An 11,677-nucleotide genomic window follows, 5' to 3' on the forward strand; every position below is an offset into this window, starting at 1 on the left:
CGCTAATGCCCTCGTTGGCGGCGAATCGGCATCAGTCCTGCTGCTTGGCGAAGACGTAGCCCACGCCGCGCACGGTGAGGATGCGGCGCGGGTTCTTCGGATCGGTCTCGATGGCGGCGCGGATGCGGCCCATGTGCACGTCGATGGAGCGGTCGAACGCCTCCAGCTCGCGGCCGCGCACCGCCTCCATGATCTGGTCGCGGGTGAGCACGCGGCCGGCGCGCTCGGCCAGCGTCACCAGCAGGTCGAACTGGTACGAGGTCAGGTCGCAGATCTGGCCGTGCACGCTGACCGTGCGCGCATCGCGGTCGATCTCCAGGCTGCCGAAGCGCAGCGCCTGGCTGGCCTGCATCGCGGCCGCCATGCCGCCTTCGCGGCGGCGCAGGATGGCGCGGATGCGCGCCAGCAGCTCGCGCGGCTCGAAGGGCTTGGGCAGGTAGTCGTCGGCGCCCACCTCCAGGCCGATCACCCGGTCCATCGGGTCGCCCTTGGCGGTGAGCATCAGGATCGGCACATGCGCCGCCGGGCCCGACAGCGTGCGGATGCGGCGGCAGACCTCGAGGCCGTCCATGTCGGGCAGCATCAGGTCGAGGATCACCAGATCGGGCAGCGGCTGGCCCGCCGGCTCCTGCAGCGCGGCCAGGCCGCTGGCGGCATCGGCCATGTGCGCCACCTGCATGCCCGACTGGCCCAGGTACTCGCTCACCATATGGGCCAGGCGCTCATCATCCTCGATCATCAACAATTGGTTGGTATTCATTGCTCTTTGGGCTGAATAGGGATTGAGGCCATCTTTACATAGCGGCTTGCTAGGGCCTTGTCGCAGCCGTAAAGTTGGGTAAACCGATGTGGCCAGCTTAACCGATGAAGCTTACTGCGCGCTTGCCTGCGCCGGCCGCATGCGCGCGGCCAGCCCCACCAGCAGCAGCACCGGCAGGCCCAGCAGCGCGGTCGAGGTGAAGAAGGCGGCATAGCCGTGCGCATCCACATAGGCGCCCGAAAATCCCGCCAGCCACTTGGGCAGCAGCATCATCATCGAGCTGAACAGCGCGTACTGCGTGGCCGAGTACTGCACATTGGTCAGGCTGGAGAGATAGGCGATGAAGGCCGCCGACGCGATGCCGCCGGCCAGGTTGTCGGCCGAGACCACGCAGATCAGCCCCGTCAGGTCGTGGCCGCGCGTGCTCAGCCAGGCAAACAGCAGGTTGCTCGCGGCCGACAGCACCGCGCCCAGCATCAGCACCCGCATCACGCCGATGCGCATCGAGACCACCCCGCCCACGAAGGCGCCCGCCAGCGTCATCACCACGCCGAACACCTTGCTGACCGCCGCCACCTCCTCCTTGGTGTAGCCCATGTCCACATAGAACGGATTGGCCATGATGCCCATCACCACGTCGCTGATGCGGTAGATCGCGATCAGCGCCAGGATCAGCGCCGCATGCCAGCCATAGCGGCGGAAGAAATCGGCAAACGGCTCCAGCAGCGCGCCGCGCAGCCACTCCTGCGCGTTGCGCGCCGGCGCCAGCGCGCGCGCCGCCGGCTCGGGCGACAGCAGCACCGTGAGCACGCCCACCAGCATCGAGGCCGCCATCACCATGTAGGCCACGCGCCAGCCCTGCTGCTGGTAGCCACCGCCGGCCGGCTCGGCCAGCGCGGCCAGCCACAGCACGCCGGCGCCGGCCCAGATCATCGCCACGCGGTAGCCCGTCTGGTAGGTGGCGGCCAGCGCCGCCTGCCGGTCGGCATCGGCGGACTCGATGCGGTAGGCATCGAGCGCGATGTCCTGCGTGGCCGAACCGAAGGCCACCGCCAGCGCGCACCACACCATGTGGTGCAGGTGGGTCTGCGGATTGGTGACGGCCATGCCCAGCAGGCCGGCCATCACCAGGCACTGCGCCAGCAGCAGCCAGCTGCGCCGCCGCCCCAGCAGCCGGTGCAGCAGCGGCAGCGGCAGCCGGTCCACCAGCGGCGACCACACCCACTTGAAGGCATAGGCCAGCGCCACCCAGCTCAGGTAGCCGATGGTGGCGCGGTCGATGCCGGCCTCGCGCAGCCAGAACGACATCGTGCCCAGCACCAGCAGCAGCGGCAGCCCGGCCGAAAAGCCCAACGCCAGCATGCGCAGGCTGGCCGGCTCGGCATAGACGCGCACGGTCTCGCTCCAGGATCGGCGCGGGGCGGAGGAAGGCATGGAAGATGGAGGCATGGAAGGCGATCGACGGACAAGCGCCGCCAATATACCCCGTCGCCAGCCGATAATGGCAAAGCCATGAGCTCCGCCACCCGCCTGCACGCCGCCGAATACTCGGTTCGCCACTACGATGGCGAGATGCATGCGCACCAGCATGCCCATGTGCAGATCCTGTATGCGCTGCAGGGCCGCATGGAGCTGGAGGTGGACGGCCGCGCCGCCTTCGTCGACACCGCCAGCGGCCTCGTCATCCCCGCGGGCGCGGTGCACCGCTACCTGGCCCAGCCCGGCAGCGCCATCGCGGTGGTGGACGCACCCGAGCAGCCCCAGCTCGCCCGCCTGCGCCGCTTTGCCGCGCCGCCGCCCGCGCTGCGCGCCGCGCAGGCCTCGGCCCAGGCCCTGGCCGCCGCCCACCTGGCCTGGCTGCAACAGGCGCCGCAGCTGCTGCCCCGGCGCCAGCTCGACATGCGCGGCGTTGCCCGCGCCGTGCAGGCCGACCTGGCGGGCGACTGGCCCACCGCCCGCCTGGCAGCGCTCGCGCACCTGAGCGCGCAGCGCTTCCATGTGCGCTGGCAGGAGCTGAGCGGCGCCACGCCCCAGCAATGGCTGCGCGGCCTGCGGCTCGATGCGGCCGTGGCGGCGCTGTCGCGCGGCGAGCCGCTGGAGACCACGGCACTGCGCTGCGGCTACCGCAGCGCCAGCGCGCTGGCCTACGCGCTGCGCCGCGACCGCGGCGTGGGGGCACGCGCGCTGAGGAAATAAGCTCAGCGCGCGCCGCGCATCGCCCACCTGGCTCTCGCGCCGCACCAGGCCCTTGGCCAGCAGCGCCGTGACGACGCGCGAGGTACGCGTACGGTCGAGATGGGCCTGGCCTGGCAGGCCTGGGATGCCTGCCACCCATCCCCGAGCCAGCCAATGTCTCGCTGGTCTTCACCCGGCAGGACCTGCCTGCGGCCACGTTTTGACAAAAACCCGGCATGGCGGCGCAAGAGGGGTGCGCTGGCGCTATAAGATCCCCCGATGCCCCCATCCGCCCCGCCGCTGCGCCGCATTGATCTCTTGTCCGCCTTGCTCGTGGTGCTGCTGTGGGGCGTGAACTTCGTGGCGATGAAATGGGGCCTGCGCAGCTTCACGCCGCTGCAGCTGGGGGCCGTGCGCTACCTCTGGGCCGCGCTGCCGCTGGTGTTTTTCGTGCGGCCGCCACGGGTGGCCTGGCAGCATGTGCTGGCATTCGGCCTGCTGCAGGGCGTGGGGCAGTTCGGTTTTCTGTTCACCGCGCTCAAGGTGGGCATGACCGCCTCGCTGGCCAGCGTGATCCTGCAGACCCAGGTGTTCTTCACCGCGCTGTGGACCCTGGCGCTGCTGCGCGAGCGCCCCGGCCGGCCGTTGCTCGCCGGCATGGGCATCGCCGCGCTGGGCCTGGTGTGCTTCGCAGTGAATGAGCTGCAAGCCAGCGCCAGCGCCAACACCAGCCTGCTCGGCCTGCTGCTGGTGCTGTGCGCGGCCGCATCCTGGGCCTGCTCGAACGTGGTGGTGCGGCTGGCGCAGCGGCAGAACGCGGCCTACGACCCGCTGGCCTTCATCGCCTGGAGCAGCCTGGTGCCCATCCTGCCCTTCATCGCGCTGTCGGCGCTGCTGGACGGCGATGCCGCCCGCTGGCTGCAGGCGGATGCGTGGCGCGCAGTGCCCTGGCTGTCGTGGGCCTCGGTGGGCTACCTGGGCTGGGTCGCGACCATCGTCGGCTATGGCCTGTGGACCCGGCTGATCCAGCGCTATTCGGCCAACCGCATCGCGCCGTTCAGCCTGTGCGTGCCGGTGGTAGGGCTGACCGCCGGCATGCTGGTGCTGGGCGAGCCAGTCACGCACTGGCAATGGGCCGGCTCGGCCCTGGTGGTGGCCGCGCTGGTGGTGGTGGTCTGGGGCGGCAAGATCGGCGCCGGTGGGACCAGCCAGGGCGCCTGAGGCGCCCGCGCCGCCTGCTCACTCCTCGATCTTCGCGACCTCGACGATCTTGCGGTACTTGGCCACCTCGGCCTGCAGGTACTTGCCCAGGTCCACCGACGGCGAAGCCACCACGTTGCCGGTGGCTTCGAGCTTCTTGCGGAATTCGGGCGACTGCAGCGTCTCGCGCAGCGCGGCCTGGAGCCGGGCCACGACCGCCTGGGGCAGATGGGCCGGCCCCATCACCGCGAACCAGGAGTTGATGTCCACCGCCTTGAACTGCGGCGACTCGGCCAGCGCCGGGATATCGGGCGCCGCCGGCGAGCGCTTGGCCTCGGTGGTGCCCAGCGCCACCACCTTGCCGGCCTTGATGTGCGGCAGGCCGCTGGAGAGTACGAAAACGCCGAACTCCAGGTTGTTGCCCACCAGGTCGTTGGTCAGCGGCGCCACGCCCTTGTAGGGCACATGGGTCATCTGCAGGTGGCCGCTGTCCTTGATCATCTCGCCCGCCAGGTGCAGCGCCGTGCCCACGCCCGAGCTGCCGTAGCTGTACTTGCCGGGGTTGGCGGCCACGAGCTTGATGAACTCGGCCGCGTTCTTGACGCCGGCCTTGGGCGAGGCCACCAGCACCATCGGCTGGCTGGCCACCAGGCCGATGGGCGTGAAATCCTGGGCCACCTTGTAGCGCACCGCCTGGTTGATCAGCGGCGCGATGGCCAGCTCGTTGTTGGCGCCCACCAGCAGCGTATAGCCGTCGGGCGCGGCCTTGGCCACCTTCTGCGCGCCGATCGCGCCGCCGGCGCCGCCCAGGTTCTCGATCACCACCGGCTGGCCCAGGCGCTGCGACAGCTCGGTGCCCACCAGCCGCCCCACCAGGTCGGTGCTGCCGCCCGGCGGGTAGCCAACGACGATGGTGATGGGCTTGGAAGGATAGGCGTCCTGCGCCAGTGCGGGCGCGGCGGCGCCGGCGGCAATGGCGCAGGCACTGGCGAGCAACGCGCGGCGGGTGTGGACAGTGGTCGGCATGGGAAATCTTTCTGGATCAGGCAGGTTTGGCGGCGTTGAGTATGTCGCGCGTCTGTTGTGCCACGCGGCGCGCGGCCGCGGCAAAGTCGTCGCCCTGCGACGCATACAGCACCGCGCGGGAAGAATTGATGATGATGGGCCCGCCGCCGACGCTGGCCGCGCGCACGGTGGCCAGCGCATCGCCGCCCTGCGCGCCCACGCCGGGGATCAGCAGCGGCAGCGCCGGCGCCAGCGCGCGCACCCGCTCGATCTCGCTGGGCCGGGTCGCGCCCACCACCAGGCCGAGCTGGCCGTTGGTGTTCCACGGCCCCTGGGCCATCTGCGCCACATGCTCGAACAGCTGCGGGCTGCCCGGCACATCGGCCAGCACGCGGGCCTGCAGGTCGTCGCCGCCGGGGTTGGAGGTGCGGCACAGCAGGAACGCGCCCTTGCCGTGGTAGGCCAGGTAGGGCTGTATGGTGTCGAAGCCCATGAACGGCGACAGCGTGACCGCATCGGCGCCATAGCGCTCGAAGGTCTCGATCGCGTATTGCTCGGCGGTCGAGCCGATGTCGCCGCGCTTGGAGTCGAGGATCACCGGCACCTGCGGCGCGGCGCGGCGCATGTGCGCGATCAGCTTTTCGAGCTGGGCTTCGGCGCCGCGCGCGGCGAAGTAGGCGATCTGGGGCTTGAAGGCGCAGACCAGGTCGGCGGTGGCATCGACGATGGCCGCGCAGAAGTCGTAGATCCTGGCGGCATCGCCCCGCCATGCGCCGGGAAAGCGCGCAGGCTCGGGATCCAGGCCCACGCACAGCATGGAGTCGCTTCGGGTGCCCGCGGCACGCAGTTGCTCAAGAAATTGCATGGGGTGCAATTGTAATTGGCAGGGCCATCCCGGCGGGCCGCTGCAGGAGTGCGGCGCGATGGGCACAATCGCCTCCCATGCTCAAGCTCTCCAAACAACAACTGATAACACTGGTGCTGGTCACGCTGGTCTGGGGCATCAACTGGCCGGTGATGAAGCAGGGGGTGCAGCATTTTCCGCCGCTGACCTTCCGCGCCATCTGCATGCTGCTGAGCCTGCCGGTGATGGGCGCGGTGCTGGTGGCGCAGAAAGTGCCGTTTCGCCTGCCGCGCGCCTACTGGGGCCAGCTGGCGCTGCTGGGCCTGGTCAACATGGTGCTGTGGCATGCGCTGATCATCGTGGCCGTGCCCATGCTCTCCAGCGGCCGGGCGGCGATCCTGGGCTACACCATGCCCATCTTCTCGGCCATGCTCGGCGCCTGGTTCTGGGGCGACCGGCTCTCCAGCCGCGCCTGGCTGGGCGTGGGCGCCGCGGCCTGCGGCGTGTTGCTGCTGCTGTGGAACGAGTTCGACAAGCTGGGCGGCCGCCCCACCGGCGTGGCGCTGATGCTGCTGGGCGCCAGCTCCTGGGCCCTGGGCACGCAACTGCTGCGCCGCGCGGCCATACCCCTGCCCACGCTGACGCTGGCCTTCTGGATGACGGTGGAGACCGCCATCTGCCTGGTGGTGCTGAGCGCGGCCTTCGAGCACGGGCGCTGGCATGCGCCCAGCGCGGTCACGCTGGGCGCGATCGGGTTCAACGCGGTGCTGGTGATCGGCTTTGCGCAGGCGGCCTGGTTCTACCTGGCCCGCAGCCTGCCGCCGCTGGCCTCGACGCTGAGCGTGATGATGATCCCGGTGCTCGGCGTCTTCACCGGCGCGCTGTGGCTGGGCGAGCAGCTGCACTGGCAGGACTGGGCCTCGGTGGGGCTGATGATGGTGGCCATCCTGTCGGTGCTGTGGCCCTCGCGGCCGGCGGCGCCCGGCCAGTAAGCCGCCCGCCAGCCCCGGCGGGCGTGGCGGTCTCAGGCCGCTGCGCGCTTTTCCAGGATCTCGAACGCCGGCAGCTGCTTGCCCTCAAGCACTTCGAGGAACGCGCCGCCGCCGGTGGAGATATAGCCCACCCGGTCCTCGATGCCGTATTTGGCGATCGCCGCCAGCGTGTCGCCGCCGCCGGCGATGCTGAACGCCGCGGACTCGGCGATCGCCTGGGCGATGGCCTTGGTGCCGCCCGCGAACTGGTCGAACTCGAACACGCCCACCGGGCCGTTCCAGACGATGGTGCCGGCGCTCTTGAGCTGCGCCGCCAGGCGGGCCGCGGTCTCGGGGCCGATATCGAGGATCATGTCGTCATCGGCCACCTCGCTGGCCGGCTTGACGGTGGCGGGCGCATCGGCGGCAAAGGCCTTGGCCACGACCACATCGGTCGGGATCGGCACATCGGCGCCGCGCGCGGCCATGGCCGCGATCACCTCCTTGGCCTCGCCGACCAGGTCGGCCTCGGCCAGGCTCTTGCCGATCGGCAGGCCCGCGGCCAGCATGAAGGTGTTGGCGATGCCGCCGCCGACGATGAGCTGGTCCACGTTCTTGGCCAGCGACTGCAGGATGGTGAGCTTGGTCGAGACCTTGGAGCCGGCCACGATGGCGGCCAGCGGGCGCTTCGGGTTGGCCAGGGCCTGGGTGATGGCGTCGATCTCGGCCGACAGCAGCGGACCGGCGCAGGCCACCGGCGCATATTCGGCGATGCCATAGGTGGTGCCCTCGGCGCGGTGGGCGGTGCCGAAGGCATCGTTCACATAGATGTCGCAAAGCCTGGCCAGCTTGCGGGCCAGCTCGGGCTGGTTCTTCTTCTCGCCCACGTTCAGGCGGCAGTTCTCCAGCAGCACCACCTGGCCGGGCGCCACCTGCACGCCATCGACCCAGTTGGCGAGCAGCGGCACCTCGCGGCCCAGCAGTTCGGACAGGCGCCTGGCCACCGGGGCCAGCGAGTCCTCGGGCTTGAACTCGCCTTCGGTGGGGCGGCCCAGGTGGCTGGTCACCATCACGGCGGCGCCGGCCTTAAGCGCCATCTCGATGGCCGGCACCGACGCGCGGATGCGCGTATCTTCGGTGATGTTGCCGGCATCGTCCTGCGGCACGTTCAGATCGGCACGGATGAAGACGCGCCGGCCCTGGACTTTGCCCTGGGCGCAGAGGTCGGAGAAGCGAAGAATGTTCATGGCACGGTTCTCAAGTCAAAGCAATTGGGCGGCATTGTAGAAGCCTGATCGCCGCTATCCAGTCGCCGCGGCAGCGCCATTGCTGGTCAAATCCGGGCGTAACGCTTGGCACAAAAGCGCCAGCAGCTATCAATTTTAACTACCAACCCAGGCCAATATGCAGTGGCAGGTATATCGCCATGCCCACCACGATGGTGCCGAGGATGCCGCGCCGCTTGAAGTAGTACCAGCTGGCGCCCAGCACCGCGGGCAGGCGCGCATCGGCCAGCGTGGAGATCAGCTGGCCCTGGCTCATCAGCACCTCGGGCGCGATCACCGCGGTGAGCGCCGCCAGCGGTGCGTACTTGAGGCCGCGCTTGAGCCAGTCCGGCATGGGCAGCTCGCGCTCCGGGATCATGAAGAACGCGCGGGTGACCACGGTGATCGCCGTCAGCCCGGCGATGGCGATGATCTGCCACAGCTCCTCGCTCATCGCCAGTGCTCCTCGCGCAGCGGCACCTCGCTGCTTTCGCCGCTGGGGCGCTCGGGCCCGGGCGAAGGCAGCGAGCCGCTCTTGGGGATGACCACCACCTTGGGCTTGCGCCCGGGATGCGCGGCCATCTCCATCAAGAGCCCCACGGCCACCGCGCAGACGATGGCCACCAGGATGTTGAGCTTGAGCGGCAGCCCGTAGGCCGCCACGGCCGCCGCCGCGGCAACCAGCGCGGCGGCGTGCGAGGCGCGGTCGAACAGCATGGAGTACAGCACCCCCATCAGCGCCAGCACGCCGGCAAAGCCCAGGCCCCACGACAGCGGCACCACGTTGGCCAGCAAAATGCCGGCGATGGAGAACGCCTGCCAGACCAGGAAGTTGGTCAGCGCCGCGCCCCAGAAGAAATAGATCTGCTGCGGCTTGGCCACCGGCGCGTGGTAACGCTTCATGAAGGCGACGAAGATCACATCGCCGCTGAAGTAGCCGATGGCCAGCCGATGGCGCAGTGGCAGGTGGGCAAAATACGTGCGCCACATGCTGGAGAGGATCACGAAGCGCAGGTTCACGCAGGCGGCAGCGAACCAGACCACCCACAGCGGCGCGCCCGCCGTCATCAGCGGCAGCACCGCCAGCTGGGCGCTGCCGGCATAGACGGTGAGTGTCATGAAGATGGCCACCGGCACCGACAGCCCGGTCTTGACCATGGCCACGCCGGTGACCAGCGCCCAGGCCGCGATGCCCACCGCGGTGCCCGCCATGTCGGCCGCGCCGGCGCGAAAGCTCAGGTGCTGGGTGGCACGCCGCAGCGCCTGCCAGCTCATGCCGGGGCGCAGCCCAGGCGCATGCCGGCGGCCAGGGGAAAGCCGCGCAGGAAATCAGCCGCCGGCAGGCGCTTGCCGCCGGCGCGCTGCAATTGCGTGAGCCGCAGCGCGCCGTCGCCGCAGGCCACGGTGACACCCTGCTCGCCCACCGACAGGATCTGGCCGGGCTGCGCGCCGCCCGCGGGCAGGCCGCCATCGCCCTCTTGCAGCGGGGCATAGTCCCAGAGCTTGATGGTTTCGCCATTCGCCTCGGTCGAGGCCCCCGGGAACGGGTTGAAGGCCCGGATGCGCGCGCCGATCTGCGCCGCGCCCTGGCTCCAGTCCACCGTGCTCTCGGCTTTTTCTATCTTGTGCGCGTAGCTCACGCCCTCGCTCGGCTGCGGCGTGCGCTGCAGGCCGCCGCAGGCGGCGACCTCCAGCGCTTCGACGATCAGCCGCCCGCCCAGCTCGGCGAGCCGGTCGTGCAGCGATGCGGTGGTGTCGTGCGCTGCGATGGCGAGCTTTTCGAGCAGCAGCATGTCGCCGGTATCGAGGCCCGCATCCATCTGCATGATGGTCACGCCGGTCTCGGCATCGCCGGCCTCGATGGCGCGGTGGATGGGCGCCGCGCCGCGCCAGCGCGGCAGCAGGCTGGCGTGGATGTTGAGACAGCCCTTGGGCGGCACATCCAAAACCCATTGGGGCAGGATCAGGCCGTAGGCCGCCACCACCATGACGTCGGCCTGCGCCGCCTCGATGGCGGCCTTGGCGGCCGCCGCCTCATCGGGGTACTTGCCATCGAGGCGCAGGCTGCGTGGCTGCTGCACCGCGATGCCGTGCTCCTGCGCGCACTGCTTGACGGCCGAGGCCTGCAGCTTCATGCCGCGGCCGGCGGGCCGGTCGGGCTGGGTCAGCACCAGCGCAATCTCGAATCCGGCGGCCAGCAGGCGCTGCAGGGCCACACGGGCGAAGTCCGGCGTGCCGGCAAAGACGACTCTCATGTCAACAGCAAAAGAACAGGGAAAGAAGCGCCGCTCATCGCGGATCGGGCGGCTCGGGCATGGGCTCGTCGGTGAACATCAGCTTGCGCGCCACGCCCTGGCGATCCACATGCACATGGGCCAGGCGCTTGATGTTGTCCTGCCACAGGCGGTAGCTGTAGACCTTGCCGTCGAAGCTGTACACGCCGGTGATCTCCATCGGCGGCCCAAAGTCCTGCAGCAGCTGCTGCACGGTGTAATGGCCCAGCGGGATGGCGCCAAAGCGCTCGGCGGTGAGCACCTGCTCGGTCTTCACCAGACGGCCGCCCTGGTCGAAGCTCAGCTGGAAGGCCTCGCGCCCCATGGGCTGGGTGGAGTAGGTCAGGCGCTGGCCGCCGCCGGGCAGCGGCACCGTGGCCGCCGGCGGCCCGAGCTTGGCCTGCACCTGCGCCGCGGAATCGCCGGGCTTGAATTGCGTGGGATAGGCGCAGCCCGCAAGCAGCGCCGCCAGCCCGAGGGCCAGGGCCACCGTTGCGCGCAATAGATTCGCTGCCATGGCTCAGGCCTTTGCGAGCTCGCGCTTTTGCTGCTTGAGCAGCTTGGTCTTGATACGGTTCTTCTTGAGCGGCGACAAGTATTCGACGAAGACCTTGCCCATCAGGTGGTCCATCTCGTGCTGGATGCAGATGGCCTTGAAGCCCTCGGCCTCGATCACGCGCTCCTGGCCGTGCTCGTCGAGCGCCCTGACCTTGACGGCCACCGAGCGCTCCACGCCGTCGTAGATGCCGGGCACCGACAGGCAGCCCTCGTCGCCGACCTGCTTTTCGTCGCTGGCCCACAGCAGCTCGGGATTGATCAGCACGAAGGGCTGGTCGCGCTCCTCCGAGACGTCGGCCACGATGATGCGCTCGTGCACATCCACCTGCGTGGCCGCCAGGCCCACGCCGTTGGCATCGTACATGGTGGCGAACATGTCCTTGACCAGCGCCCGCACGCGCTCATCCACCGCCGCCACGGGTTTGGCGACTTTGAACAGACGAGGATCGGGATAGCAAAGAATGGGCAAAATGGGCATGGCGGAATCCGTGAATGGCGCTATTTTCGCTACTTTCGCCGGCCGGCGCTGGCCGGCCTTGCAATAATCATTGATCGATCAAGGGCTTGGACCGAGAATCCACGACCATACCAACGATTCGTTGCCGACGCCACTAAACCATACCTAT

Annotated in this window: 13 protein-coding genes; 3 read left to right on the plus strand and 10 right to left on the minus strand. The window is 69.5% G+C overall.

Going from position 1 to position 11,677, the window contains the following annotated elements:
• Positions 1 to 31: 31 nt before the first annotated feature.
• Both ACODRX_RS16255 and ACODRX_RS16260 read right to left on the minus strand, forming a co-directional pair.
• Positions 32 to 760, minus strand: a complete 729-nt coding sequence (locus ACODRX_RS16255; RefSeq protein ID WP_488872568.1) for a response regulator — start codon at positions 758 to 760, stop codon at positions 32 to 34.
• A 111-nt stretch (positions 761 to 871) separates the two neighbouring features.
• Positions 872 to 2,194 (minus strand): AmpG family muropeptide MFS transporter, encoded by a 1,323-nt coding sequence (locus ACODRX_RS16260; RefSeq protein WP_488872569.1) that lies wholly within the window; start codon positions 2,192 to 2,194, stop codon positions 872 to 874.
• Between the two features lie 78 nt (positions 2,195 to 2,272).
• On the opposite strand from ACODRX_RS16260, the gene ACODRX_RS16265 reads away from it, so the two are divergent.
• Together ACODRX_RS16265 and ACODRX_RS16270 are read left to right on the plus strand one after the other, a co-directional pair.
• On the plus strand, positions 2,273 to 2,956 hold the full coding sequence (locus ACODRX_RS16265) for a helix-turn-helix domain-containing protein (RefSeq protein WP_488872570.1): 684 nt from the start codon (positions 2,273 to 2,275) through the stop codon (positions 2,954 to 2,956).
• Between the two features lie 258 nt (positions 2,957 to 3,214).
• Entirely contained in the window at positions 3,215 to 4,156 is a 942-nt protein-coding gene (locus tag ACODRX_RS16270) for an EamA family transporter (RefSeq protein ID WP_488872571.1), read from the plus strand.
• Between the two features lie 18 nt (positions 4,157 to 4,174).
• Here the strand turns inward: ACODRX_RS16270 and ACODRX_RS16275 are convergent, their stop codons facing one another.
• Positions 4,175 to 5,161, minus strand: coding sequence for a Bug family tripartite tricarboxylate transporter substrate binding protein (locus ACODRX_RS16275; protein ID WP_488872572.1), 987 nt, complete (start codon positions 5,159 to 5,161; stop codon positions 4,175 to 4,177).
• A 16-nt stretch (positions 5,162 to 5,177) separates the two neighbouring features.
• Positions 5,178 to 6,005, minus strand: coding sequence for an orotidine-5'-phosphate decarboxylase (gene pyrF, locus ACODRX_RS16280; RefSeq protein WP_488872573.1), 828 nt, complete (start codon positions 6,003 to 6,005; stop codon positions 5,178 to 5,180).
• 77 nt (positions 6,006 to 6,082) lie between these two features.
• On the opposite strand from pyrF, the gene ACODRX_RS16285 reads away from it, so the two are divergent.
• Complete coding sequence (locus ACODRX_RS16285; protein WP_488872574.1) at positions 6,083 to 6,976, plus strand: DMT family transporter; 894 nt, start codon at positions 6,083 to 6,085, stop codon at positions 6,974 to 6,976.
• A gap of 32 nt (positions 6,977 to 7,008) precedes the next feature.
• Here the strand turns inward: ACODRX_RS16285 and ACODRX_RS16290 are convergent, their stop codons facing one another.
• From ACODRX_RS16290 to def, 6 genes are all read right to left on the minus strand, one after another.
• On the minus strand, positions 7,009 to 8,202 hold the full coding sequence (locus tag ACODRX_RS16290) for a phosphoglycerate kinase (protein WP_488872575.1): 1,194 nt from the start codon (positions 8,200 to 8,202) through the stop codon (positions 7,009 to 7,011).
• A 139-nt stretch (positions 8,203 to 8,341) separates the two neighbouring features.
• On the minus strand, positions 8,342 to 8,674 hold the full coding sequence (locus tag ACODRX_RS16295; RefSeq protein ID WP_488872576.1) for an AzlD domain-containing protein: 333 nt from the start codon (positions 8,672 to 8,674) through the stop codon (positions 8,342 to 8,344).
• Complete coding sequence (locus tag ACODRX_RS16300; RefSeq protein WP_488872577.1) at positions 8,671 to 9,495, minus strand: AzlC family ABC transporter permease; 825 nt, start codon at positions 9,493 to 9,495, stop codon at positions 8,671 to 8,673. The genes ACODRX_RS16295 and ACODRX_RS16300 overlap by 4 nt, the downstream gene beginning before the upstream one ends.
• Positions 9,492 to 10,475, minus strand: a complete 984-nt coding sequence (fmt, locus tag ACODRX_RS16305; RefSeq protein WP_488872578.1) for a methionyl-tRNA formyltransferase — start codon at positions 10,473 to 10,475, stop codon at positions 9,492 to 9,494. Before fmt ends, ACODRX_RS16300 begins: the two co-directional genes overlap by 4 nt.
• Before the next feature lie 34 nt (positions 10,476 to 10,509).
• Positions 10,510 to 11,010, minus strand: a complete 501-nt coding sequence (locus ACODRX_RS16310; RefSeq protein WP_488872579.1) for a hypothetical protein — start codon at positions 11,008 to 11,010, stop codon at positions 10,510 to 10,512.
• Positions 11,011 to 11,013: 3 nt separating this feature from the next.
• Complete coding sequence (gene def, locus ACODRX_RS16315; RefSeq protein ID WP_488872580.1) at positions 11,014 to 11,529, minus strand: peptide deformylase; 516 nt, start codon at positions 11,527 to 11,529, stop codon at positions 11,014 to 11,016.
• Positions 11,530 to 11,677 lie beyond the last annotated feature (148 nt).

The sequence above is a fragment of the Comamonas sp. FG99 genome (genome assembly GCF_057808605.1).

Bases quoted from the DNA above. Each gene is read 5' to 3' on its own strand.
- ACODRX_RS16255 (WP_488872568.1), bottom strand. From the start codon at position 760: ATGAATACCAACCAATTGTTGATGATCGAGGATGATGAGCGCCTGGCC.
- ACODRX_RS16260 (WP_488872569.1), bottom strand. From the start codon at position 2,194: ATGCCTTCCTCCGCCCCGCGCCGATCCTGGAGCGAGACCGTGCGCGTC.
- ACODRX_RS16265 (WP_488872570.1), top strand. From the start codon at position 2,273: ATGAGCTCCGCCACCCGCCTGCACGCCGCCGAATACTCGGTTCGCCAC.
- ACODRX_RS16270 (WP_488872571.1), top strand. From the start codon at position 3,215: ATGCCCCCATCCGCCCCGCCGCTGCGCCGCATTGATCTCTTGTCCGCC.
- ACODRX_RS16275 (WP_488872572.1), bottom strand. From the start codon at position 5,161: ATGCCGACCACTGTCCACACCCGCCGCGCGTTGCTCGCCAGTGCCTGC.
- pyrF (WP_488872573.1), bottom strand. From the start codon at position 6,005: ATGCAATTTCTTGAGCAACTGCGTGCCGCGGGCACCCGAAGCGACTCC.
- ACODRX_RS16285 (WP_488872574.1), top strand. From the start codon at position 6,083: ATGCTCAAGCTCTCCAAACAACAACTGATAACACTGGTGCTGGTCACG.
- ACODRX_RS16290 (WP_488872575.1), bottom strand. From the start codon at position 8,202: ATGAACATTCTTCGCTTCTCCGACCTCTGCGCCCAGGGCAAAGTCCAG.
- ACODRX_RS16295 (WP_488872576.1), bottom strand. From the start codon at position 8,674: ATGAGCGAGGAGCTGTGGCAGATCATCGCCATCGCCGGGCTGACGGCG.
- ACODRX_RS16300 (WP_488872577.1), bottom strand. From the start codon at position 9,495: ATGAGCTGGCAGGCGCTGCGGCGTGCCACCCAGCACCTGAGCTTTCGC.
- fmt (WP_488872578.1), bottom strand. From the start codon at position 10,475: ATGAGAGTCGTCTTTGCCGGCACGCCGGACTTCGCCCGTGTGGCCCTG.
- ACODRX_RS16310 (WP_488872579.1), bottom strand. From the start codon at position 11,010: ATGGCAGCGAATCTATTGCGCGCAACGGTGGCCCTGGCCCTCGGGCTG.
- def (WP_488872580.1), bottom strand. From the start codon at position 11,529: ATGCCCATTTTGCCCATTCTTTGCTATCCCGATCCTCGTCTGTTCAAA.